Annotated in this window: 22 protein-coding genes; 19 read left to right on the forward strand and 3 right to left on the reverse strand. The window is 65.0% G+C overall.

Going from position 1 to position 22,781, the window contains the following annotated elements; all coding sequences use genetic code 11:
• Positions 1–117 precede the first annotated feature (117 nt).
• On the forward strand, positions 118–1,053 hold the full coding sequence (locus ACFPK0_RS00205) for a patatin-like phospholipase family protein (protein WP_377337500.1): 936 nt from the start codon (positions 118–120) through the stop codon (positions 1,051–1,053).
• Positions 1,054–1,152: 99 nt separating this feature from the next.
• Complete coding sequence (locus tag ACFPK0_RS00210; protein ID WP_377337502.1) at positions 1,153–3,207, forward strand: S9 family peptidase; 2,055 nt, start codon at positions 1,153–1,155, stop codon at positions 3,205–3,207.
• Positions 3,208–3,231: 24 nt separating this feature from the next.
• On the opposite strand, the gene ACFPK0_RS00215 is transcribed toward ACFPK0_RS00210, so the two are convergent.
• Positions 3,232–3,411, reverse strand: coding sequence for a hypothetical protein (locus ACFPK0_RS00215; RefSeq protein WP_056607088.1), 180 nt, complete (start codon positions 3,409–3,411; stop codon positions 3,232–3,234).
• Positions 3,412–3,506: 95 nt separating this feature from the next.
• Here ACFPK0_RS00215 and ACFPK0_RS00220 point away from each other — a divergent pair, with 95 nt between their 5' ends.
• The 4 genes from ACFPK0_RS00220 (at position 3,507) to ACFPK0_RS00235 (ending at position 9,574) form a co-directional block, all read left to right on the forward strand.
• Positions 3,507–5,261 (forward strand): ABC1 kinase family protein, encoded by a 1,755-nt coding sequence (locus tag ACFPK0_RS00220; RefSeq protein WP_377340179.1) that lies wholly within the window; start codon positions 3,507–3,509, stop codon positions 5,259–5,261.
• Between the two features lie 460 nt (positions 5,262–5,721).
• Positions 5,722–7,932, forward strand: a complete 2,211-nt coding sequence (locus ACFPK0_RS00225) for a TonB-dependent receptor (protein WP_377337504.1) — start codon at positions 5,722–5,724, stop codon at positions 7,930–7,932.
• Positions 7,932–9,119, forward strand: coding sequence for an exo-alpha-sialidase (locus ACFPK0_RS00230; protein ID WP_377337506.1), 1,188 nt, complete (start codon positions 7,932–7,934; stop codon positions 9,117–9,119). Before ACFPK0_RS00225 ends, ACFPK0_RS00230 begins: the two co-directional genes overlap by 1 nt.
• Positions 9,116–9,574: a thioredoxin domain-containing protein gene (locus ACFPK0_RS00235; protein ID WP_377337510.1), complete on the forward strand. Its 459-nt coding sequence runs from the start codon at positions 9,116–9,118 to the stop codon at positions 9,572–9,574. The genes ACFPK0_RS00230 and ACFPK0_RS00235 overlap by 4 nt, the downstream gene beginning before the upstream one ends.
• 20 nt (positions 9,575–9,594) lie before the next feature.
• On the opposite strand, the gene ACFPK0_RS00240 is transcribed toward ACFPK0_RS00235, so the two are convergent.
• On the reverse strand, positions 9,595–10,494 hold the full coding sequence (locus ACFPK0_RS00240) for an RrF2 family transcriptional regulator (RefSeq protein ID WP_377337512.1): 900 nt from the start codon (positions 10,492–10,494) through the stop codon (positions 9,595–9,597).
• A 383-nt stretch (positions 10,495–10,877) separates the two neighbouring features.
• Between ACFPK0_RS00240 and ACFPK0_RS00245 the strand changes: the two genes are divergently transcribed.
• From ACFPK0_RS00245 to ACFPK0_RS00260, 4 genes are read left to right on the forward strand one after another with little or no spacing between them, the layout of a single operon-like run.
• Positions 10,878–11,897 carry a multicopper oxidase domain-containing protein gene (locus tag ACFPK0_RS00245; RefSeq protein ID WP_377337514.1) on the forward strand — a complete coding sequence of 340 codons (1,020 nt, stop codon included), beginning with the start codon at positions 10,878–10,880 and terminating at the stop codon, positions 11,895–11,897.
• An 18-nt stretch (positions 11,898–11,915) separates the two neighbouring features.
• Positions 11,916–12,614 carry a c-type cytochrome gene (locus ACFPK0_RS00250; protein WP_377337516.1) on the forward strand — a complete coding sequence of 233 codons (699 nt, stop codon included), beginning with the start codon at positions 11,916–11,918 and terminating at the stop codon, positions 12,612–12,614.
• On the forward strand, positions 12,611–12,982 hold the full coding sequence (locus tag ACFPK0_RS00255; protein WP_377337518.1) for a c-type cytochrome: 372 nt from the start codon (positions 12,611–12,613) through the stop codon (positions 12,980–12,982). The genes ACFPK0_RS00250 and ACFPK0_RS00255 overlap by 4 nt, the downstream gene beginning before the upstream one ends.
• A 32-nt stretch (positions 12,983–13,014) precedes the next feature.
• Positions 13,015–13,938, forward strand: a complete 924-nt coding sequence (locus ACFPK0_RS00260) for a multicopper oxidase domain-containing protein (protein WP_377337520.1) — start codon at positions 13,015–13,017, stop codon at positions 13,936–13,938.
• Here the strand turns inward: ACFPK0_RS00260 and ACFPK0_RS00265 are convergent.
• Positions 13,925–14,092 (reverse strand): hypothetical protein, encoded by a 168-nt coding sequence (locus ACFPK0_RS00265; protein ID WP_377337523.1) that lies wholly within the window; start codon positions 14,090–14,092, stop codon positions 13,925–13,927. The two genes, ACFPK0_RS00260 and ACFPK0_RS00265, sit on opposite strands and share 14 nt — an antisense overlap.
• Between ACFPK0_RS00265 and ACFPK0_RS00270 the strand changes: the two genes are divergently transcribed.
• From ACFPK0_RS00270 to ACFPK0_RS00310, 9 genes are all read left to right on the forward strand, one after another.
• Complete coding sequence (locus ACFPK0_RS00270) at positions 14,091–14,840, forward strand: heme ABC transporter permease (RefSeq protein ID WP_377337526.1); 750 nt, start codon at positions 14,091–14,093, stop codon at positions 14,838–14,840. The two genes, ACFPK0_RS00265 and ACFPK0_RS00270, sit on opposite strands and share 2 nt — an antisense overlap.
• On the forward strand, positions 14,837–15,013 hold the full coding sequence (gene ccmD, locus ACFPK0_RS00275) for a heme exporter protein CcmD (RefSeq protein WP_377337528.1): 177 nt from the start codon (positions 14,837–14,839) through the stop codon (positions 15,011–15,013). The genes ACFPK0_RS00270 and ccmD overlap by 4 nt, the downstream gene beginning before the upstream one ends.
• Positions 15,010–15,477 carry a cytochrome c maturation protein CcmE gene (gene ccmE / locus ACFPK0_RS00280; protein WP_377337530.1) on the forward strand — a complete coding sequence of 156 codons (468 nt, stop codon included), beginning with the start codon at positions 15,010–15,012 and terminating at the stop codon, positions 15,475–15,477. The genes ccmD and ccmE overlap by 4 nt, the downstream gene beginning before the upstream one ends.
• A complete protein-coding gene (locus ACFPK0_RS00285) occupies positions 15,474–17,450 on the forward strand; it encodes a heme lyase CcmF/NrfE family subunit (RefSeq protein WP_377337532.1) in 1,977 nt (658 codons plus the stop codon). The genes ccmE and ACFPK0_RS00285 overlap by 4 nt, the downstream gene beginning before the upstream one ends.
• Complete coding sequence (locus ACFPK0_RS00290) at positions 17,447–17,989, forward strand: DsbE family thiol:disulfide interchange protein (RefSeq protein WP_377337534.1); 543 nt, start codon at positions 17,447–17,449, stop codon at positions 17,987–17,989. Before ACFPK0_RS00285 ends, ACFPK0_RS00290 begins: the two co-directional genes overlap by 4 nt.
• Positions 17,986–18,417 (forward strand): cytochrome c-type biogenesis protein, encoded by a 432-nt coding sequence (locus ACFPK0_RS00295; RefSeq protein WP_377337536.1) that lies wholly within the window; start codon positions 17,986–17,988, stop codon positions 18,415–18,417. Before ACFPK0_RS00290 ends, ACFPK0_RS00295 begins: the two co-directional genes overlap by 4 nt.
• Positions 18,414–18,998: a DUF2946 family protein gene (locus ACFPK0_RS00300; RefSeq protein WP_377337538.1), complete on the forward strand. Its 585-nt coding sequence runs from the start codon at positions 18,414–18,416 to the stop codon at positions 18,996–18,998. The genes ACFPK0_RS00295 and ACFPK0_RS00300 overlap by 4 nt, the downstream gene beginning before the upstream one ends.
• Before the next feature lie 177 nt (positions 18,999–19,175).
• Complete coding sequence (locus ACFPK0_RS00305) at positions 19,176–20,516, forward strand: sialidase family protein (protein ID WP_377337540.1); 1,341 nt, start codon at positions 19,176–19,178, stop codon at positions 20,514–20,516.
• Between the two features lie 165 nt (positions 20,517–20,681).
• Positions 20,682–22,778: a TonB-dependent receptor family protein gene (locus tag ACFPK0_RS00310; protein ID WP_377337542.1), complete on the forward strand. Its 2,097-nt coding sequence runs from the start codon at positions 20,682–20,684 to the stop codon at positions 22,776–22,778.
• Positions 22,779–22,781 lie beyond the last annotated feature (3 nt).

The raw sequence follows: 22,781 nt of genomic DNA on the forward strand, positions 1-22,781 counted from the left end.
GGGTCAGTATCGCCTGCCCGGGAGTGGGTGCAAGCTGGCCGCATCGCGCGCGCGGGCAATTTTTCGGCACGATTGTTGTGCCCTACACTCGTCGTACTGCCACCTTCTGGCCGAACCATGTTGTTTTATCGCACCCGCTTCTTGTTGCCCGTGCTGGCTTCGCTCGCCCTGAGCGCCTGTTTCGCATCGCGCAAGCCCGACGTTCCACCCGCACTGGCCGCCCCCGCGCCGGTGAAGCTGAAGATCGGACTGGCACTGGGCGGCGGCGCGGCGCGCGGGTTTGCGCATATCGGCGTGATCAAGATGCTGGAGGCCAGCGGCATCCACGCCGAGGTGGTGGCCGGCACCAGCGCCGGCAGCGTGGTCGGCGCGCTGTATGCCAGCGGCATGAACCCGTTCCAGTTGCAGCAGGCGGCGCTGTCGCTGGATGAAGCGTCAATCCGCGACGTGCGGCTGTTTTCCGGCGGGCTGGTGCAGGGCCGCAAGCTGCAGGATTACATCAACAAGGAAGTGGGCAACCGGCCAATCGAGCGGCTGCAACTGCCCTTTGCCGCGGTGGCCACGCAACTGGAAAGCGGGCAGCGCACCGTGTTCGTGCTGGGCAATACCGGCCAGGCCGTGCGCGCCTCCAGCAGCGTGCCCGGCGTGTTCGAACCCACCGCCATCGACGGCAAGCATTACGTCGACGGCGGCGTGGTCAGCCCGGTGCCGGTGGATGCCGCGCGCGGGCTGGGCGCGGACTTCGTCATCGCGGTGGACATCTCGGCGAAGCCGGACGCCAGCAACCCCGACGACATGCTGGGCATCATCGGCAAGTCCATCACCATCATGGGCCGCCAGCTGGGCGAGCAGGAACTGGCCCGCGCCGACGTGGTGATCCATCCCAAGCTGGACGGCATGGGCGCGACGGATTTCACGCAGAAGGATCAGGCCATCATGCGCGGCGAGCAGGCGGTCCTGGCCGCGATCCCCGGCATCCGCGCCAAGTTGGCCGCGATGAAGGCGGCGCGCCAGGCCTCCACCGTGGCGCCGCAGGCGTCAGCAACGCATTGAGAGCGTTGGCGACGCCAGCGATCGGGTGGGCATGCCTTCATGCACTGGGCCGGACGCGGGCCCGGTTGTAGCGTCGGTGTTTTCGCGCCGGAGTCGCCCATGTCGAAGTTTCTGCCTCAGTGCGCCGGCCTGCTGCTGGCCTTGGCAACGCCCGCCCTGCTCGCCGCCGAAACGCCCACCGTCGACCCACGCATCGAATCGCTGCTGAGCCAGCTGGACGCGGTGCAACCCATCCGCGCCGTGGCGATCTCGCCCGACGGTCGGCAGCTGGCGTGGGTGACCGAGCAACAGGGCCAGCCCGCGATCACCGTGGCGGCGGCCGACGGCAGCCATCCGCATCGCGTCAGCGCCGCGGCGAAACCCGGGCAGTGCGCGGAATCGGACATCGCGTGGGCGCCGGATTCGCGCCATCTCGCGTTCGTGTCGAATTGCCGCGTGGATCTCACCAGCACCACGGTGATGCACAACGACGTGTACCTGGCCGATACCGCCGGCGCAGCCGCGCCGTCCCGGCTGGCGCAACTGCGCGGCTACGTGCGGTCGCTGCAGTGGACGGCGGATGGCCGATCGCTGGGCTTCCTGTTCGTGCCCGGCGCCACCCGTCACGCCAGCGCGGTAGCCGCCGCAAAACCCGCCGCCGGCGAGATCGGCGTCAGTGGGCTGGAGGTGCAACGCGTGGCCAGCATCACCGTGGCCGACGGCCAGGTGCATGCGCTGACCCCGGCCGGCATCTACGCCTACGAGTTCAGCTGGTCGCCGGATGGCACGCGCATCGCCTATACCGCGGCGCAACCGCCGGGCGACAACAACTGGTGGATCGCGAAACTCTACGTGCAACCTGCACGTGCCGACGCGGCCGCCACCGTGCTGGCGGACCCTGCCAGCGCCGACAGCGGATCGCTGCATCAGCTGCAGATCGCCTTGCCGCGCTGGTCGCCGGACGGAGCTCGCATCAGCTTCATCGGCGGATTGATGAGCGACCAGGGCGCCACCGGCGGCGACATCTATGCGGTATCCAGCAGCGGCGGCGCGGTGACGAATCTCACGCCGGGCATTCGCGTCACGCCGTCTTGGCTGACCTGGACCGGACCGCGGTCGATGCTGGTCAGCCAGATCAGCAACGGCCAGAGCCAACTGGCCGATTACGCGGTCGACGGCAACAGCGCGCGCCAGACCGCCGTGCATTTCACGCTGCCGGCCAGCATCGGCGACGGCAGCGCGGCCATGGCGATGTCGCTGTCGCATGACCGGCAACGCGTGGCGTTCATGCAAAGCTCCTACGCCGTCGCGCCGGAAGTGCATGCCGGTGCGCTGGGCTCTACGCCGCCGCCCGCCGTCACGTCGATCAACGCCACGCACGAGCCGAGTTGGGGCAAGGCCGAATCGGTGGAATGGGACAACGAGGGCTTCCATGTGCAGGGCTGGCTGCTGTACCCGGCCAACTACGACGCGAAGAAGACCTATCCGATGGTGGTCAGCGTGCATGGCGGTCCGTCGAGCGCGGTGATCCCGCGCTGGCCGGGTGTGGGTTACGGGCCGGTGCCGTTCTCCGCGTTGGGCTACTTCGTGTTCATGCCCAACCCGCGCGGCAGCTTCGGCCAGGGCGAGAAGTACGTGCAGGCCAACCGCAAGGACTTCGGCTACGGCGACCTGCGCGACATCCTGGCCGGCGTCGACGCGGTGGAGAAGAAGGTGCCGGTGGACGACCAGCGGCTCGGCCTCACCGGCTGGAGCTACGGCGGCTTCATGAGCATGTTCGTACCCACCCAAACCCAGCGTTTCCGCGCCGTGGTGGCCGGCGCGGGCATTTCCAACTGGCAGAGCTACTACGGCCAGAACCTGATCGATCAGTGGATGCCGCCATTCTTCGGCGCCACCGTCTACGACGATCCCGCCGTCTACGCGAAAAGCTCGGCGATCAACTTCATCAAGCAGGTGAAGACGCCGATGCTGATCGTCGTCGGCGACCGCGACGCCGAATGCCCCGCGCCGCAATCGTTCGAGATGTGGCACGCGCTGCGCGCGCAGAATGTGCCCACCTCGCTGGTGGTGTACCCGAACGAGGGCCACCACTTCGTCGACCCCGCGCATCAGCGCGACGTGCTGCAGCGGGCGCTGGGCTGGTTTCAGAAATACCTGCCGGCCACGAACTGAGCCGGCAGCCGCGGCGCGATCCGATCACGACTCCGGCGGATCGCGCCGACGCGTGTGGGTAACCGCGCCCACGATGCCCAGACCCAGCAGCACCACGGCGCCGGCGATGATCCACTGCGAGGGCACGTGCATCAGGAAAGCCACGTAGGCGAGGCCGCCGATCACGACGATCATGCCGATCAGATAAAGCGCGAATGAGGACATCGGGGGATTCTCCGGGCGGTCGATCGCTGGTGGCGGCAACGGCGATCTTGCAGTGACGATCATTGAAACGACGCGGCGATCACCGCCCCGTGAAGATGTGGCGCGCCTTGACGCCTCCTTGCCGGCCGCCTCTGCATGCTGGGTCAAACCAGCGGAGCACGCATGTGAGCGAATCGACCAGCCTGTCGCGTTATGCCCAGATCGGTGCGTTCCTGCTGCGGTACCGCAAGGCGGGCCTGTTCAACGGGCTGGATCTGGATGTGCAGGAGGTGGCGCTGGCGCAGGACGCCGACCCGGTGGTGCCGGGCCAGCCGGAACATTTCGTGGACGACCTGGAGGCACTGGGCCCCACCTTCATCAAGATCGGCCAGGCGCTGTCGACGCGGCCGGACATGGTGCCGCCCGCCTATCTGGCGGCGCTGGAACGGATGCAGGATGACGTGGCGCCGGTGCCGGTGGCCGAGGTGCGTGCGGTGATCGAGGCGGAGCTGGGCGCGCGCATCGGCGTGCTGTTCGGCAGCTTCGACGATGTGCCGCTGGCCGCCGGTTCGATGGCGCAGGTGCACGCGGCCACCTTGCGCGACGGACGCGAGGTGGTGGTGAAAGTACAGCGTCCGCACATCGCGCAGACGCTGCGCGAGGATCTGGCGATCCTGGCCAGGCTGGCCGGCGCCGCCGACCGCCTCACCGACATGGGCCGCCGCTACGGCTTTGCCGACTGGGTGCAGGAGCTGCGCCACAGCCTGGCCAACGAGGTCAACTTTGCGCTGGAGGCGGACAACCTGCGCCGCTTCGCCGCCAACCTGGACGACTACCGCCACCTGTACGTGCCACAGCCGATGGACGGCTATACCACCGAGCGCGTGCTGACGATGGATCGCGTGCACGGCATCAAGGTCACCCACGTGCCACCGGTGCGGCGCATCGAGCATCCGCTGAAACAGCAGGCACAGGAACTGCTGCGCGCCTATCTCGACCAGGTATTCGTGCATGGCCTGGTGCATGCCGACCCGCACCCGGGCAATGTGCTGCTGATGGACGATCAGCGGTTGGCGCTGTTCGACCTGGGCATGGTGGCGCGATTGCCGCCACATACGCGGCACAGCCTGCTGAAGCTGATGCTGGGCGCGATCGGCGGCAACGGCGACCAGGTGGGCGAAATCAGCGAAGCGATGGGCACGCCGCTGCAGGATTTTCGCCACAGCCAATACCGTCGCAGCGTGGATCAGCTGGTATCCGGCTATGCCGGCTTGCACGACGCCAGTCGCCAGTACTCCGAAGGTCGGCTGATCCTGGAGCTGACCCGGGTGGGCGCCGCCTGTGGCCTGCGGCCGCCGCCGGAGCTGACCATCCTGGGCAAGACCCTGCTGAACCTGGAAGCCGTCACCACCGCGCTCGACCCGGCGCTGGATACCCGCGCCGTGGTCGAGCAACACCTGCAGCAGATGATGCGGCGGCAGGCGCTGGGGTCGCTGTCGCCCGCCAACCTGGCCAGCGAATGGCTGGACCTGCAGGAACTGGCCCGTCGCACACCTCAGCACATGGGCGCCATCCTGCGCACACTGGCGGAAAACCGGCTGCGCGTGCGCATCGACGGGCTGGAAGAATCCCGCATGATGGAAAGCCTGCAGAAGATCGCCAACCGCATCGCCACCGGCGTGATCGTGGCCGCGCTGGTGATCGGCGCCGCGCTCACCGCCCGCATCCAGGGCGGCGCCACCCTGTTCGGCCTGCCGATCCTGTCCGCACTGTTCATCATCGTGGCCGGCGTGCTGGGCGCGGGCCTGATCCTCAGCGCGCTGCGGCGCGACCGCAAGGTGGATCGGGCCGCCGACCGCACGCCCGACTGATTCATCCATGCACGCGGGATGCGATCGCGGCAGATGCCTCTGCCGTGATCACGCCGAAGGCTGCTCCACGCCACCGTTCGGGTTGAACCAACCCCACGCCCGCGCGCGCCGCCACGTTGTGGATATTCCGGAATGGACGTCCATTTGAACAAGCCTCCTCACGCACGGGCGCGTGATCGGCATGCATTTACAAACTGATTTCTTAACATGTACTATGAATACATGTTTATCGGCACAGGCTTCCACACTCCCTGCGATCCGTTTCGCGCCTTCTGACAAGGCACATCGCCCCGCTCGCCATCGATCGCCTCTCCCCCGGCGAATTCGACAGGCGCACCATTGGATTATCCGCCCGGTGACCAACAAGAACCGTCGCCCCGTTCGCCCGGGGCCGCGCCATGCGTCTGCGCATCGCCGACGCACCGCAACGCCCTGCCTTCTCGCTCTTTGCATCGCCAGCATGCTGGCTGGGCCATGCCGCGCCGACGAATCGGTGGCGGCAACCAACCTGTCCACGGTATCCGTCCAGACGGGGGACAGCCCGCTGGCCAATGCGCCCGCAGTCGACGTGCACGTCAGCCGTGAACGGCTGCAGCAGCAGAACGTCAGCAGCAGCGCGGACGCGCTGAAGTACGTGCCGAACATGATGGTGCGCACGCGCTACATCGGTGATCCGAACGCGGTGATCAGCGGGCGCAATGCCGGCACGCTGCAAAGCGCGCGCAGCTTGGTTTATGCCGACGGGCTGCTGCTGTCCAACCTGATGACCAACGGCTACGACGGCGCGCCGCGCTGGGGCATGGTGGCCGCCGGGGAAATCGGTGCGGTTGACGTGCTTTACGGACCGTATTCGGCGCTCTACCCGGGAAATTCGCTGGGCACCACGGTATTGATCCACACCCTGCTGCCGAAGCACCGGGTGGCCAGTGTGAGCACGCAGCTCATGAGTCAGGACCATCGCGACGCCTACGGCAGCGACGGTCACTACAGCGGCCACCAGGTCGCTGCAACACTGGGCGACAAACAGGGGCGCTGGAGCTGGTTGCTGGCGTTGAGCCGGCTGGACAACAAGGGCCAGCCCATGCAGTACGCGATCGCCACCCGCAGCGACGATGTTGCAGTCGCGACACCCGTCACCGGTGCCACACTCGATCGCAACCCGAATGGCACGCCGCGACTGGTCTATGGCGCCAACAGTATCGAGCACACCGTGCAGACCCAGGCCAAGCTGAAGCTGGGCGTGGATATCAGCGACCGTGTCGCGGCGCTGTTCACGCTCGGCTGGTGGCATGACGACGCCGTGAGCCGCACCCGCAGCCTGATCCGCGATGCCGGCGGCCACGCGGTCAGCCGTGGCGTGATCAATGCGGCGGGCCAGACCTGGACACTGCCGGACAGCGGCCTGGCGCCGACGGCGCGGCGCGACACGCACATGCTCTACGGCGCGCAGTTGAATGGCCACTTCGACAACGGCTGGCACTGGAGTGCGGCAGCCAGTCACTACGGTTTCCTGCGCTCGCAGGCCGCCACCGCCATCCACGCCGAAGCCGGCACGCCGTCGGGTGGCCCCGGCACCATCGCCGACATGCACGGCTCGGGCTGGAACACCTTCGATCTGCGCAGCCACGGCCCGCTCGGCGCACAGAACACATTGCATGCCGGCGTGCATGACGACCGCTACGTGCTGGATACCCGGGTACGCCATGCCGGCCACTGGCGTGGCGATGCCGACGGCACGCCGATCAGCGCATTCGGCGGGCGCACTCGCACCCGCGCCATCTATCTGCAGGATGTGTGGAGCTTCGCGCCGGCCTGGGCGCTGACCCTCGGCGGACGGCTGGAGCAATGGCGTGCCTACGGCGGCCTGCTGGCCAACGCCAGCAGTACGCTGCGTCATGCAACCCGCCAGCGCACGGATTTCTCGCCCAAGGCCGCGTTGAGCTGGGACATCGCCGACGTCTGGCAGCTGCGGCTCGCGCATGGCAGGGCGGTGCGCTACCCGACCGTGGCCGAGCTGTTCCAGGGCACCATCTCGGGCAATGCGATCGTCAACAACAACCCCCGGCTCAGGCCCGAGATCGACGCTTCCACCGACCTGACCTTGATCCGGCAGACGAGCCAGGGCCACTGGCGCATCTCGTTGTTCCAGGACCGCATAGCCGACGCGCTGTACACGCAGACCGATATCACCGTCACACCCACCGTCACCAGCGTGCAGAACATCGACCTGACGCGTATGCGCGGCGTGGAAGGCGAACTGGTCGCGACCGATGCATGGATCGCGGGGCTCGACATCTCCGCCAGCCTCGCCCTCAACGACGCAACGACACGGCGCGACCGCCAGTACCCGGCCGCCAATGGCAAGGTCTTCCCGCGGATCCCGAGAATCCGCGCCAGCCTGTTCGCCAACTACCGGTTTGCACCGCAATGGGATGCTTCGCTCGGCGTTCGTCATTCCGGGCATCAGTACGGCACGTTGGACAACAGCGATTTCGTCGACACCTACGGCGCGGTAAGCCGCTTCACCGTGGTCGACGCGAAGCTGCGCTGGCGCTTCTCGCCGCGCTGGACGGCCGCGCTCGGCGTGGACAACCTCACCAACGCCCGCTATTGGGTCTACCACCCGTACGCCGGCCGCACCGCGTTCGGCCAACTGCGCTGGGAGCTGTGATGTCGCACCCATGGTCTTTGCCGCGCATGCTGACGGCAGCCGCGCTGGCCTTGTTGCCCTTGACCATCCCCGCCCGGGACATGCCGACGCCTGCCGACGCCCCGGCGCTGGGCGCCAGCGCGGCCTTCGATACGTTGGGCCGGCTGTACGTGGTCGACACGGCGGATGGCCACGTGCGATTGCGCCACTCCGACGACGAGGGCGCCACCTTCAGCGCGCCGGTCAACGTGAACATGACCGCCGAGCCGATTTATGCCGAAGGCGAGAACCGGCCGAAGATCGCGCTCGGCCCGCATGACGAGCTGTATGTGAGCTGGTCGCAACCGCGCGCGAAACCATGGACCGGTTTCGTCCGCTTCGCCCGCTCGCTGGATGGCGGCGACCATTTCTCCACCCCATTGACCGTGCACCGCGACCGCCGCGAGATCACTCACCGCTTCGACGCGATGGCCGTGGACGGCCACGGCCGCGTGGTCATCGCCTGGATCGACAAGCGCGATCTGGAAGCGGCCAACGCCGCGGACAAACCCTATGAAGGTGCGGCGACGTACTACAGCTGGGCGGATGACGGCATCCACTTTGTCCCCGAGCGCAAGCTGATGGACCAGAGCTGCGAATGCTGCCGCATCGCGCTGGCACGAACGGCGCATGGTGGCGTGGCGGCGTTTTTCCGGGGCATCTGGGACGACAACCGGCGTGACCACGCGTATGCCGAACTGCGTACGGACGGCCAGACGGGTCGGGCCACACGCGCCACCTTCAGCAACTGGCAGATCGCCGGGTGTCCGCATCAGGGACCGGGCCTGGCGATCGGCGCCGACGGTGTCCGCCATGCCGTCTGGTATGAGGCGGCCCACGGCCCCACGCTCTGGTACGGCCAGCTCGATCCGGGACACGCGCCGCGCCACAAGCTGGCGATCGCCTTTGCCGGCGCGGCCCATGCGGACGTTGCGACTGACGGCCCGAATGTGTGGCTGGCCTGGAACCAGATCGACGCCGCCGGCTACGCGCTTGTCGTGCGCACATCCACGGATGGCGGCATGCACTTCAGTGAACCGCGGACCCTGGCGCGCAGCCACGGCGATGTGGGCTCACCCCAATGGCTGCTCCACCAACGCCGCGCCTATGTGGCATGGAACACCTCGACCGGCTTCCGACTTCTCAAGCTCGATGGAGCACCCCGATGAAACCCTGGTTGTTTTTGCTCGCCTTCGCCCTGCCGGGCCTTTCCCCCGCCGCCTCGCTGCAGCCGCTGAACGCCGATGCCGTCAATGTCCTGTTGCAACCGCCAGCCCAGGGCGAGCGCTTCATTGCGCTGTGGTCACTGGATTGCGCGTACTGCGAGGCCAACATGCAGACCCTCGCCCGGCTGCAGCAGGCGCATCCGGAGCGGATCGAGCTGGTGACCGTCGCCACCGACAGCATGGCCCAGCGTGACGCCATAAGCGCGCGCCTGGACGCCGCCGGCATGGAGCACTGGCCAGCCCGCGCCTATGCCGACGCGACGCCGGACCGCATCAATTACCTGATTGATCCGCAATGGGGAGGCGAGATGCCTCGCACGCTGGTGATCCGCGCCGACGGTTCGCGCCACGGCCTGAGCGGCGCACTGACGCCGGAACAATTGGCAAAGCTGCGTTGATGCGCGCAAGGCTGCCCGACTCAGGACGTGCCGCGCTTCGCCTTGGGCCCGGACTTGCGCGCCGGGGCCACGATGGGTTTGCGCGCGGTACTCGCCGCCGGTTTGCGTGCAACCTTGGCCACCGGCTTCGCGGGCTGGCGACGTCCACGCGCCGGCTCATCGACCGCGAAACCCGAAAGCAGTTCGTTCAAGACGCCCTGGTTCTGCGCCAGGTCCGCCAGGGTATAGCTGTCGAGCACGGTGAAGAACGCCACCCTGGCTTCATGCATGGCCTTCCTGAGCCTGCAGGCGGAAACGATCACGCAATCGGCCTTGACCGGGTCCATGCAAGGTGCCGTCGCCATGTCGGGCTCCGTACGGCGGATCAGCTCCCCCAGCAATATCGACTCCGCCGGACGCGCCAGCCGCAGCCCACCGCCCTTGCCCCGGGTGGTGACCAGGTAGCCGGCCTGGCCCAGTTCATGGACCACCTTCATCAAGTGATTTTTGGAAATGTCGTAGCTCTCGGCGATCTGCGCGATGGTTGGCAGCGGATCCGGGCGCACGGCAACAAAGATCAGCACCCGAAGGCAGAAGTCCGTGTATGTGGTCAGACGCATTGCATGCCCTTCACTGCCCTCGACGAATTGAACCGGTGCCGCGTCTGCGGGAACGCGATGAACTGCATTGGCACCATCGTGGTCCGCACCGCCGCCGTTCGCAATGCCGATCTCCGGATTGTAGCCGCCGCCCCGCATGACGACAGTGAATGGACAACGGAGCGGGATGGAGGTTTCCGTACACATTGTCGCAGCGGCATCCGGCTGGCATGGGTAAAGGGCCGCTCGGTCATGCGTCGTGATGCCGGGGCTGACATCGATCAATGCAACCGCTGTTTTCCGCCTTTTTTCCTTGCCAACAATGGCGCGTGCGCATAACATGTATTACCGATACATCTTATGTGCATAACGTCGCAGCCAGGCCCGAAGACCCGTGATGACAGCCTCTCCATCGCCACACCGAATGCCTGTGAAACAGGGTTGCCGGGCTGCCGGCGTGTCCCGCCCGATGATCACGTCGCACTCTCCCGCGCATCCTGAAATCCTGAATCCATCCTTGCGCCTGCAAGGCCATTCATGGAAACGGGACCTCGCTACCAGCGAGCTTTCCGGCTAGCCGGCATCGCATCGCGATGGCCCGGTCATCGCAGACCCGGTCATCACAAGGGAATAACGCAAACACCTCTGCACGCATGGGCGCATTTCGCCCCTGCGGAGGAAACCTGCGCCAAAAATTCTTCCACCGCCCGAAAGGAAACCACCACGTGAAATGCCTGATCGTCGCAATGGCCATGATGGCTCTTGCCATTACCAACTCAGCGGTTGCCGCGAGTCGAAGTTTCGAGATGAATATCCAGGATACGGAAATCACCCTGGTCAACAACCAGAAGTACCACACGTTCGCATTCAACGGACAGGTACCGGCCCCGCTTATTTATGTGGATGAGGGCGACGATGTCACGGTTGTCGTAAACAACCTGACCGCCATGAACCACACCATCCACTGGCATGGCCTTTTGCAGAAGAACAACTGGAAAATGGATGGCGTGCCGGGCGTAACGCAGGAAGCGATCAAACCGGGCGAAAGTTTCACCTACCACTTCAAGGCCGAGCCGGCCGGAACGCTCTGGTACCACTGCCACGTCAATACCAATGAGCATGTGGACCTGCGCGGCATGTGGGGCCCGCTGATCGTTCGCCCGAAACACCCGACCGCACTGGAAAAGACCGTCACCGCGGACTTTATCCTGATGCTTTCGGAGTGGGACTCCAAATGGGCTGACAAGCCCGGATTCGGAGGCCTGCCCACCGATCAGCCCGATTACTTCACCATCAACGGCAAAGCATTCCCGGAAGTGCAGCCGATTCGCGTGAAAGAAGGCGATGTGGTGCGTATTCGCCTGATCGGCACCGGCGACAAAATGCACAGCATTCATATCCACGGACACGATTTCCTGATTGCGTTCAAGGATGGCCAGCCGCTGAAAAGCCCGATCATTGCGGACACCGTGCTTATTGGCCCGGGAGAACGCTACGACCTTATCTTCAAGGCCGACAATCCGGGCCGCTGGATGGTCCATGACCACATCGAAAGCCACACGGTCAATGGCAAGCAGCCGATGGGCGGCATCATGACGGTTATCGAATACGCAGGTATTCCGAATGACCCGTGGTACGAGCTCGGCAGCCACAAATTCGTGCCGAACTTCTATTACGAGGATTCGCTGAAGAAAGGTCCCGGCTTCTACAACGCCGACGTATTCCAGGGCAAGGTCATCGAGTAACCAGGGAGGCTGAATCAAATGCGATCACTATCAGTTGTTTTGTTTGCACTGCTGGCTGGCATCGGCATGGTGGATACCGCCATGGCCGCCGGCGGGGCGGACGTTCTCCAGCAGCAATGTTCATCGTGTCACGCGCTGACCAAACCGGCGGACGCCAGCCTCGACCGGTTGTGGGAACGCAAGGGGCCCGACCTTTACTACGCCGGTGTGAAGTTCAACCGCGAGTGGCTTGAAGCATGGCTGCAGAACCCGACCACCATCCGTCCGGGTGGCGTGATGTACGCCAAGGTGGTCAAGGCCTCGGCGGACAAGACCGCCGACACCATCGACGCCAGCAAGCTCACTGCGCACATCAAGCTCAACAAGGCCGATGCGGGCGCGGCGGCCGACGCGTTGATGAAGCTGGGCACCGATCTGGACCTGGTGCAGAAGGGCGCGTTCAAGAACGGCGCGCCCGGCCCGATGGCCAAGATGCTGTTTTCCAAGCTGCGTGGCTGCTCGTCCTGCCACTCGGCGAAGGAAGGTAGCGGCGGCCAGTCCGGACCGGAGCTTGCTGATGCCGGCAGCCGCCTGCAGCCGGATTTCATGGTGGCCTATATCAACAACCCGCAGAAGTTTGATCCACACATCTGGATGCCGACCCTCGGCCTGACCGACGCCGACGTGCAGAAGCTGACCGGATACCTGATCACGCTGAAGACCGCGGAGGCGAAATGAACATTCGTACCTTATTCCTTGCCGGCACCCTGTCGCTGGCCAGCCTGGCCGCGCTCCCGGTATTCGCCGCCGACGCCACCGCCAACAGCGCCAAGGTCTACGACACGTATTGCGTGCAATGCCACGGCACCAATCGCGACGGCAACGGCATCAACAGCACCGCCATGGCGGTCAAGCCACGCGACCACACCGACACCAAGGGCATGGGCGACACGCCCGATGAAGAGCTGCACAAAGCCATCAAGAGCGGCGGCGGCGCGGTCAACAAATCCGTGCTGATGCCGCGCTGGGACGGCGTGCTCAGCGATGCGGAAATCGACGGCTTGGTCAGCTACCTGCGCGTCGTCAGCAAGAGTGGCAGCAAGTGAACTCATCCAGTAATGCAGCAAAAGGCTACCCCATGAAACTGAAGCATCTCAGCTACGCCCTCGCTCTTGCCCTGGTTGCCGCCGGCAGCCTGCAGGCCAAGACGGTGGACATCACCCTGACCGCCAAAGAGGTGAGCCTGGCCGTCGACAACAAAGGCACGATGGCCACATCGTGGACCTTCGACGGGCAAATTCCCGGGCCGCTGGTGCGTGTCACCGAAGGCGATACGGTCAACGTCACGTTGATCAACGACAAGGCCAATCACAACTCGCACTCGATCGACATGCACGCATCGCAGGAAGACGTGCTGACCGACTTCGAGCCCGTCAGCCCCGGCTCGGTCGGCAAATACACCTTCGTGGCGACGCACCCTGGCGTGTTCTTCTATCACTGCGGTGCCGACCCGATGATCCAGCATGTGGCGCGCGGCATGTACGGCGCCATCCTGGTCGAGCCGAAAGACAACAAGTCGATGCCGAAGGCCGATCGCGAATACGTGCTGATCCAGTCCGAGCAATACCCGAACCCGGAGAACGTGCCGGAGATGATGGCCAACAAGTGGAGCCATGTCGTGTTCAACGGCATCCCGTTCCGCTACGACCCGGTGCACGACGAGGCCGCCAGCAAGATGCTGCAGGCCAAGCCGGGCGAGTTGGTGCGCATCTACTTCGTCAACGCGGGGCCGAACGAGTTCTCCTCGTTCCACCCGATCGCCGGCATCTGGGAATCGGTCTATCCCAGCGGCAACCCGAAGAACGTGCTGCACGGCATGCAGTCGTACGTGGTCGGACCTGGCGATGCGGCAACCTTCGATATCCGTTCACCGAAGGAAGGCGCCAACGCGATTGTCTCCCACTCGCTGCGCCAGGCGCTGACCGGCGCCATTGCCGTGCTGCAGTTCACCAAGGATGCCGATCCGGCGATGGGTCGCGGCGACAACATCATCGTGCGCTGAGGCGATGCTCCACCGTGGAGGCCGGTTCGCCGGCCTCCACAACTCTTCGGCGGCGCGCGCTGACGACGGCGCGGCAGTGCTGCTCCACGCGACGGCTTTGCGCGCTTCCTTTCTGTTTCCAGCTGCGGCTCGGCCCGGCGATGAATTCACCCATGAACATCATTCCCCACTGGCTTCACCTGGCCGCCTCGCCACCGACCGCCTACCGCTGGTGTGGCGCCTGTCGCCCGTGGCTGCTTGCGCTGGCGATCGTGGTGGCGCTGCCCGGCCTGTATGGCGCGTTGCGCCTCGCACCGGTGGATTACCAGCAAGGCGATGCCTATCGCATCCTTTTCATCCACGTGCCCAGCGCGTGGATGAGCTTGTTTGCCTACGCGGTGATGGCTATTTCCGCCTTCACCGCGCTGGTGTGGCGGATCAAGGTCGCCGAGGTGGTGGCGATGGAATCGGCGCCGATCGGTGCCACGTTTACCCTCATCACGCTGATCACCGGCTCGCTGTGGGGCCGGCCGATGTGGGGCACCTGGTGGACCTGGGACGCGCGGCTGACGTCCGAGCTGGTGCTGCTGTTTCTGTACCTGGGCGTGATCGGGCTATATCACGCGTTCGAGGATCGACGGCAGGGCGCGCGCGCCGCCGCGTTCCTGGCGATCATCGGCGTCATCAACGTTCCCATCGTGCATTTCTCGGTGAACTGGTGGAACACCTTGCACCAGGGTTCCACCGTCAACATCCTGGGGCCATCGCGGATCGACGCCTCGATGTTGTGGCCGTTGCTGACCATGCTGGTAGCGACCAAGTTCTACTACCTGGCCAGCCTGTGTGGTCGCGTGCGCACCGACCTGCTGGCGCTGGAGAGCGGCAAGGACTGGGTACATCGGATCGCCGAGGGCGGCCGATGAGCGGCTTTCTCGCGATGGGTGGCTATGCCGCCGCTGTGTGGCCGGCGTATGCCGTTTTTATCGTGCTGCTCGCCGCCGATTTTCTCGCGCCCATCGTGCGTCGTCGTCGTCAATTGCGCGAGTTGCGTGCGCGCTTGATCCGCCGACAAAGCCGGCACGAAGGGCACGCATGAACCCGACCCGCCAACGTCGCCTGGTCATCGTGTTGCTGGTACTGGCGGCGGCCGCCGTCGCGATCGGGCTGGTGGTGTTCGCCCTGCAGCAGAACGTCAATTACCTGTTCACCCCCAGCCAGGTGCAGCAACGGAAGGCGGCCGGATATCGAACGTTCCGCCTCGGCGGCATGGTGGCGGCCGGATCGATCCATCGCGCGCCGCCGTCGCTGACGGTGGGCTTCACCGTGATCGATGCCGATGGCGCGGTGGCGGTGGAATACACCGGCATCCTGCCGGACCTGTTTCGCGAGAACCAGTCGGTGATCGCCACCGGCTACATGGACGGTGACCGCTTCATCGCCACCGAAGTGCTGGCCAAACACGACGAGACCTACATGCCGAAGGAGCTGAAGGACGCCATGGCCAAGGCGCACCCCCGGACTCCACCCCGCAACGCCGCCGAACCGGATACCTCCCGATGATTCCCGAACTGGGCCAATTCAGTCTGATTCTTGCCTTGCTGCTTGCCGCCGTGCAGGGCGTCGTACCGATCGTCGGCGCCTGGCGCGGCAATCCGTCGTTGATGGGGGTGGCGCGCCCCGCCGCCGTAGCCCAGGCGGTTTTCGTGGCGGCGGCGTTCCTCATCCTCACCTATGGCTTCGTCACCTTCGATTTCTCGATCGCCTACGTAGCCGACAACTCCAACCTCGCCCTGCCGTGGTACTACCGCGTTGCCGCCGTGTGGGGCGCGCACGAGGGATCGTTGCTGCTGTGGATCCTGATCCTCAATCTGTGGACGGTGGCGCTGGCCATCTTCAGTCGGCAACTGCCGCCGGCGTTCGCCGCGCGCGTGCTGGGTGTGCTCGGCCTGGTGGCGGTCGGTTTCCTTGCCTTCATCGTGTTCACCTCCAACCCGTTCGCGCGGTTGCTGCCGATGCCGGGCAATGGCGCGGATCTGAACCCGGTCCTGCAGGACCCCGGCATGACCTTGCATCCGCCGGTGCTGTACATGGGTTACGTCGGTTTTTCGGTGGCCTTCGCATTCTCGGTCGCCGCCCTGCTCGGCGGTGAGTTGGAACAGGCATGGGTACGCTGGGCGCGGCCGTGGACCAATGCGGCATGGGGCTTTCTCACCGGCGGCATCGTGGCCGGCAGCTGGTGGGCGTATGCGGAACTCGGCTGGGGTGGCTGGTGGTTCTGGGACCCGGTGGAAAACGCGAGCTTCATGCCATGGTTGATCGGCGTGGCACTGATCCACGCCCAGGCGATCACCGAGAAACGCGGTTCGTTTCGCGCCTGGACGATTCTGCTGTCGATCTTCGCGTTCTCGCTGAGCCTGCTGGGCACCTTCCTGGTGCGTTCGGGCGTGCTGACCTCGGTGCATGCGTTCGCCTCCGATCCGCGCCGCGGCGTGTTCATCCTGATCTTCCTGGGCATCGTGGTGGGCGGCTCATTGCTGCTCTACGCGGTGCGTTCACCGAAAATGATCGGCCAGGGGAAACCCTTTGCGGTGGTGTCGCGCGAGACCGCCATCCTGGTCGCCAACCTGATGTTTGCCAGTGCGGCGGGGATGGTGTTGCTGGGCACGCTGTTCCCGTTGCTCAGCGATGCGCTGCAGCTGGGCAAGGTATCGGTGGGCGCGCCGTATTTCGGCTTCCTGTTTCCGCTGCTGATGTTGCCGGTGGTGTTGCTGTTGCCATTCGGGCCGCACCTGCAATGGGGTGGGCGTGGCGAGAAAGGTGTCTTGGCACGCGTCGGCGGCCGCGCCGCGGTCGGTGCGCTCAGCTGCGCCTTGATCATGTTGCTGCTGGTCGACGGGCAGCTCAAGGCGGTGGCCGGTGTGGCCGCCGCCGTGTGGATCGGTACCGGCACCGTGCTGTTCGCCATCAAGCGCTGGCGCGCTGCACCGCGTGGCAGCCGCTATCCGGCCGAAATGATCGGCATGCTCCTGGCGCATCTGGGCGTCGGCGTGTTTCTGATCGGCGTGCTGTTGTCCGAGCCGCTGAGCATCACCCGCGACGTACGCATGGCGCCGGGCGATACGCAGTCGATCGGCAGCTACACGTTCCGGTTTGATGGCGTGCGCGGTGTTACCGGCCCGAACTGGGTCGCCGCGCAAGGCGCCGTCACCATCCTCAAGGGCGACGCTGTCGTGAGCGTGATGTACCCGCAAAAGCGGATCTACTCGCGCGGCCAGGTGCAAACCGAATCGGCGATCAACGCCGGCTGGCAAGGTGATCTTTACGTGGCGCTGGGCGAACCCATGCCGGTCACCGATGTCCCCGGCGCGTGGACGTTGCGGCTGTACCAGAAGCCGTTTATTCGCTGGATCTGGTTCGGCGGCTTGTTCATGATGCTGGGCGGCTTTGTTGCCGCGACCGACCGGCGGCTTCGCCATCCCCGCGTCGCCAGCAGGCCGTTGGCGTTACCGGCCACCGTGGAATCGCGGGCATGATGCGCACGATGCCGCTGCTGGGCTTCATCCTGCTCACGGCCTTGTTCGGCTTTGGCATCTGGTGGAACAGCCACCACGATCCACGCGAGGTGCCCTCGCCGCTGATCAACAAGCCGGCCCCCGCGTTCGTGCTGCCGCAACTGGATGACCCCAGCCACCGCACCAGCAAGGCCGCGATGCTGGGCCAACCTTACCTCGTCAACGTATTTGCCAGTTGGTGCGTGGCCTGCGGCGAGGAGCACCCGGTATTGATGGCCGAGGGCCGTGGGCTGGGCATTACGCTGATCGGCTACAACTACAAGGATGACCCGACTGACGCCAAGGCGTGGCTGGCACAGCACGGCAATCCGTACGACCAGGTCATCACCGATCGCAGCGGCCATACCGCGATCGACTTCGGCGTCTATGGCGCGCCGGAGAGTTTCCTTGTCGATGCCAGGGGTGTGATCCGCTACAAGCACATCGGCCCGTTTACCGCCGAGGTGATCGCCACCGAACTCGCGCCGGCGATAGCCGCATTGCGCAAGGAAACGCCATGACGCGCTGGCTGTGGTGCGTATTGCTGGCGCTGGCTGTCGTCAGTGGTGTCGCCCGCGCGCAGGCGATCGACCCGCTGCCGTTCAAAAGCCACGTCGAAGAAGTCCGTTTCCAGCATTTGACCAGCCAGCTGCGCTGCCTGGTGTGCCAGAACGAAAGCCTGGCCGATTCCAATGCGGAGCTGGCACGCGACCTGCGCCACGAAGTCTTCGACCTGATGAACACGGGCAAGAGTGATGTCCAGATCAAGCAGTATCTGGTCCAGCGCTATTCCGATTTCGTGCTGTACGACCCGCCGTTCCGACGCGGCACCCTGCTGCTCTGGCTCGGGCCGATCATTCTGCTGATGCTGACCGCCGCCGCGCTGATGAGCACCCCGCGCGGGCACGGCGACGCGCCGGCGCACGAGCGGCAGGACGAACTGTGGTGAGCTTCGGCTTCATCGCGGCGCTGTTTGGCCGGCATGGCCGTACCCGCTGGGTGCCATCGGGCCGTCAACGCGTGGCTGAACGCGGCGCACGCGTCGTTTCGACGCACCGGACATGGCTTGCGGCGGCGGCGGTTGTGCCGCAGGCTCACGCTCTCCACGTTTCCCGCACGGGCCGCATGAAACTCCGGGGCTACCGCCGGCTGATCGCTGTGGCAGCGCACCTGGCGCTGTTGTTGGCCGTGTGCGCACCTGTCGCATCCCGTTTGCTGATGCCCGGCAACATGGCCATGAACGCCCAGGTCATGACCACCCCAGGCGAGCCGACGGCAACCCGCAACGCCGCCGCCGTGGACACCCAAGGCACGGCGCAGCATCCGGACGGCAAACTCCCTACCGACGCCTGCGCGTACTGCTCGCTGTTTGCCCAGCTGCCCTATGTGGTGACATTCGCGGCGACCGTGGCGACACTGCCCGCCCTGCCCGTACCGCTGTTTCCGACCGCGCAGGTGAAACTGGGTGACCAACCCGCCCTACTGGCTTTCCGACCTCGCGGTCCACCGGCTGATCCCGCTCTCGCCTGATTCCAACCCGGCCCGCCGCTTTTCACTCGGCGAACCCCGGCATTGCTCGGCCCAGCATCGCGAGCGCCCGCAAAACACGACCCCGCATCGATCGCGCTGGACTATCAGCGCGCAACGGGCTGTTGTGTGCCGCGCGCGTGCCACCGGATTTCGATTCGTTCTGGCAAGGATTTACTCATGCACACCCATCTCATTCAGCGGACCACATGGCGGGCTTGTATCCGCATCGCGCCGATGCAGAACGTCAGGATTCCCATACCACACGACACTTCCGTGCCCGTGCAGAGTGGCGATAGAAGGCGCGCACGCTTTCTTTCGACGAGGCCGCTCATGCGCGCCTGGATGCTGCTGCTTGTCTGCCTGTTGCCACTGACGGCCATTGCCCAGGACCACATGGCGGCGATGGCGCCCACGGCCATGTCGCAACATCCGACCCTAGGCGCAACGGCGGCGTTCGATACGAGCGGTCGACTGTGGCTCGTGGATGCGATGGGTGGGCACGTCCGACTGCGGTATTCGGACGATCTTGGCAAGACGCTCTCCGCGCCTGTCAACGTGAATGCACAAGCCGAAGCGATATATGCGACAGCCGATAACCGCCCCAAGATCGCCATCGGAGCGCATGACGAACTCTATGTGAGCTGGTCGGAAATGCTCGCCAAGAAGTTCACCGGTTTCGTGCGCTTTTCGCGTTCACTGGATGGCGGGAAGCACTTTTCCACGCCCATCAACGTGCACCATGACCGGGCGGAGACCACCCACGGTTTCGATGCGTTGGCGGTGGATGGCCAGGGTCGGGTGATGGTGGCGTGGATCGACAAGCGCGCCCGGATTGCCGCCCTTGCCGAGGGCAAGCCTTATGCCGGCTCGGGGATCTACTACAGCTGGTCGAACGACAAAGGCGCCAGCTTCGTCACGGAGCGCAAACTGATCGATCACAGTTGCGAATGTTGCCGCATCGTTCTGGCGCGCGCGCCCAACGGCGAGGTGGCGGCGTTCTTTCGCAGCATCTCTGGCGACAACATCCGCGACCATGCTTACGGCGTACTCCCGGCGGATGGGCGGAAAGTCCATGTCGAGCGCGCCACCTTCAATCAGTGGCACATCGCCGGCTGCCCCGAGCAGGGTCCCGGGCTAATGATCGGTGCGGATGGCACACGCCACGCGGTGTGGTACGAGTCCAAGGATCGACCCACCATCTGGTACGGGCAACTCGATCCCGGCCATCCGCCAAGGCATGCGCGCGTGGTGGCGACGCTCGGCGCCAGTCACGCCGACGTGACCGTAGCCGGCAAAGCGGTATGGATCACCTGGAACCAGATCGACGCGCAAGGCTTTTCGCTGATGGCCAGGCACTCCATCGATGGCGGCCTTCATTTCGACGAGGCGCGCCAGCTCGCCACCGCCACCGGTGCGGCGGGATCACCGCAATGGGTGATGCGAGGAAGCCAGCCGTATGTCGCCTGGAACACTTCGGACGGCTTTCGCCTGATCTCGGTCGGCGGGAAAGCCCGCTAATACGTCGAATTTTCTGCCGCGTTTTCGGCATCGCCGAGGGTGACGTCGTGGTCGCTTTTGGCGCTGTGGGCACGCGGTTACGTGGATGGCGAAGCGAACTTTCCGGCGACACCGCCGACCCGCACCCGCTCCCCATCGCAACTTGTCTTTTTTTGGAGAATTTCCATGATTCGCGTTTTTCATGCGCCTTGCGCATTGGCTGTCGGCATCTCTGTCTTCGTGGGAAGTGGCTCGCTGCACGCGCAGACCAGCTTCCCTGCGGTGGTGGTGTCCGCCCGTACCGAAACACCGTTGGTGCCGAATACCGCGCACGCAACCGCCATGATCAATCGCATCGCCGGTGGGGTTGAGGTGGTGCCTGATACCACGTTCAAGAACGGCCCAGCGGCGACCTTGAAAGATGTTCTGGCATGGGTGCCGGGCGTGTTTACCTCCGAAGCCCGTTACGGCGATGACGTGCGCGTGTCGATTCGCGGTTCCGGGTTGTCGCGCCCTTACGGCAACCGCGGCATCAACATGTACATGGACGGTATCCCCATCAACACCTCCGACGGATTGGTCGACCTGTTCGAGATCGATCCCTCGGCCTACCGCTATGCGGAGGTATTCAAGGGCGCCAATGGCATGCGTTACGGCGCCAACTCGCTGGGCGGTGCGGTGAACTTCGTGACCCCGACCGGATACGACGCGCCGCGCTTCCAGGCTCGGCTGGACGCCGGCAGTTTTGGTCGCGGGCGGATCCAGGCCAGCGGCAGCACCATCAACGGCAATATGGATGGCTTCATGACCGGTTCGGTGCAACGCGAAGACGGCGAGCGCGATCATATCGATGGCCATCAGGAGCGGATCAGCGGCAACCTGGGTTACCGGTTTTCGCCGGATGCGGAAACGCGGCTCTACGTCAACGCCAACCGCATCCGCGACCACATGGCCGGCGAACTGGACGAGGCCACGGCGCTGTCGTCGCCGCACACCGCCAATGGCGATTTTGTGTGGAAAGACCAGCAACGAAACATCGACTCCTATCGCATCGCCAACAAGACCACCGTGCGCTGGGGTGATACCCGACTCGAGTTCGGGCTGTATCACGTCCACCGCCACGTTGATCATCCGAACTGGTCGTATCTGGATTACTCGGCCAGCGACAACGGCGGGTTTGCGCGGGTGACGGATGACCGCGAGATTTCCGGCCTGCGCAACACGTTGGCCGCCGGGATCAACGTTCAGGACGGCACCATCACCAGCAAGTCGTACTGGTACGCCAATACCTACCCTTATGGCTCGTATCCGGTCGATGCCATTGCCGGCGCAAGCCCCGGCGCGGTCAAGGCGGCGCTGGCGTCATCCACGGTGGACCGGCCGCGTAATGCATCCATCTATGTGGACGATTCGCTCTTTGTGCGGCCTGATCTGACCCTCAATCTTGGCGTGGGGTTTCAGCATGCCGAACGCCCGCGCGACAACCGCCTGAATCCGGCACAGTCGGGGAAGCTCACCTTCAACAACGCGACGCCGAAAATCGGCCTGCTGTGGGACCTCACCCCTTCATCCCAGCTATTCACCAATATCTCCCGCAGTGCGGAAGCCCCCACCTACGATGTAAACGCGGTGGTGACCGTCAACGCACCACTGAAAGTGCAGACGGCAACAACGTATGAAGTGGGCACCCGCGGTCATCTGCAGGATGTCCACTGGGATGTTTCGCTTTACCGCGCCCGGATCCACGATGAACTTCAATGCATTTCCACCTACCCCGGCTCGTGCACGGCGATCAACGCAGCGCATACCGTGCATCAGGGCATCGAGGCGGGTGCCGGCATCGCGTTCCTCAAATCCGTCTTCGCCGGGGGCGACGGCCTGTTGCTCAACGCGTCCTACGTCTACAACGACTTCCACTTTGACAACGACCCGGTCTACGGCAACAACCGTCTCGCCGGCGTACCGACCCAACTAGTACGCGCAGAGTTGCTGTACCGGCATCCCGGCGGCTTTTACGCCGGCCCCAACGTCGAATGGATGCCGCTGTCCTACTTCGCTGACAACGCCAATACCACCAAGGTCGGCCGTTACGCCCTGCTGAACTTCAGGCTGGGCATCGACAAGACAGGGACAGGCTGGTCCTCCTATCTCGAAGGACGCAACCTGACCGGCAAGCGCTACGTTTCAGCCGTCGATGTGGCCGGCCTGGCGACAGCCCAATCGGAGATTTTCTATCCCGGCACGGGACGATCGATTCATGCGGGCGTGGATTTCAGTTTCTGAGGG

The organism is Rhodanobacter ginsenosidimutans, assembly GCF_042655685.1.
Taxonomy (GTDB): domain Bacteria; phylum Pseudomonadota; class Gammaproteobacteria; order Xanthomonadales; family Rhodanobacteraceae; genus Rhodanobacter; species Rhodanobacter ginsenosidimutans.

Bases quoted from the DNA above. Each gene is read 5' to 3' on its own strand.
- ACFPK0_RS00205 (WP_377337500.1), top strand. From the start codon at position 118: ATGTTGTTTTATCGCACCCGCTTCTTGTTGCCCGTGCTGGCTTCGCTC.
- ACFPK0_RS00210 (WP_377337502.1), top strand. From the start codon at position 1,153: ATGTCGAAGTTTCTGCCTCAGTGCGCCGGCCTGCTGCTGGCCTTGGCA.
- ACFPK0_RS00215 (WP_056607088.1), bottom strand. From the start codon at position 3,411: ATGTCCTCATTCGCGCTTTATCTGATCGGCATGATCGTCGTGATCGGC.
- ACFPK0_RS00220 (WP_377340179.1), top strand. From the start codon at position 3,507: ATGTGGCGCGCCTTGACGCCTCCTTGCCGGCCGCCTCTGCATGCTGGG.
- ACFPK0_RS00225 (WP_377337504.1), top strand. From the start codon at position 5,722: ATGCTGGCTGGGCCATGCCGCGCCGACGAATCGGTGGCGGCAACCAAC.
- ACFPK0_RS00230 (WP_377337506.1), top strand. From the start codon at position 7,932: ATGTCGCACCCATGGTCTTTGCCGCGCATGCTGACGGCAGCCGCGCTG.
- ACFPK0_RS00235 (WP_377337510.1), top strand. From the start codon at position 9,116: ATGAAACCCTGGTTGTTTTTGCTCGCCTTCGCCCTGCCGGGCCTTTCC.
- ACFPK0_RS00240 (WP_377337512.1), bottom strand. From the start codon at position 10,494: ATGTTATGCGCACGCGCCATTGTTGGCAAGGAAAAAAGGCGGAAAACA.
- ACFPK0_RS00250 (WP_377337516.1), top strand. From the start codon at position 11,916: ATGCGATCACTATCAGTTGTTTTGTTTGCACTGCTGGCTGGCATCGGC.
- ACFPK0_RS00255 (WP_377337518.1), top strand. From the start codon at position 12,611: ATGAACATTCGTACCTTATTCCTTGCCGGCACCCTGTCGCTGGCCAGC.
- ACFPK0_RS00260 (WP_377337520.1), top strand. From the start codon at position 13,015: ATGAAACTGAAGCATCTCAGCTACGCCCTCGCTCTTGCCCTGGTTGCC.
- ACFPK0_RS00270 (WP_377337526.1), top strand. From the start codon at position 14,091: ATGAACATCATTCCCCACTGGCTTCACCTGGCCGCCTCGCCACCGACC.
- ACFPK0_RS00265 (WP_377337523.1), bottom strand. From the start codon at position 14,092: ATGGGTGAATTCATCGCCGGGCCGAGCCGCAGCTGGAAACAGAAAGGA.
- ccmD (WP_377337528.1), top strand. From the start codon at position 14,837: ATGAGCGGCTTTCTCGCGATGGGTGGCTATGCCGCCGCTGTGTGGCCG.
- ccmE (WP_377337530.1), top strand. From the start codon at position 15,010: ATGAACCCGACCCGCCAACGTCGCCTGGTCATCGTGTTGCTGGTACTG.
- ACFPK0_RS00285 (WP_377337532.1), top strand. From the start codon at position 15,474: ATGATTCCCGAACTGGGCCAATTCAGTCTGATTCTTGCCTTGCTGCTT.
- ACFPK0_RS00290 (WP_377337534.1), top strand. From the start codon at position 17,447: ATGATGCGCACGATGCCGCTGCTGGGCTTCATCCTGCTCACGGCCTTG.
- ACFPK0_RS00295 (WP_377337536.1), top strand. From the start codon at position 17,986: ATGACGCGCTGGCTGTGGTGCGTATTGCTGGCGCTGGCTGTCGTCAGT.
- ACFPK0_RS00305 (WP_377337540.1), top strand. From the start codon at position 19,176: ATGCACACCCATCTCATTCAGCGGACCACATGGCGGGCTTGTATCCGC.
- ACFPK0_RS00310 (WP_377337542.1), top strand. From the start codon at position 20,682: ATGATTCGCGTTTTTCATGCGCCTTGCGCATTGGCTGTCGGCATCTCT.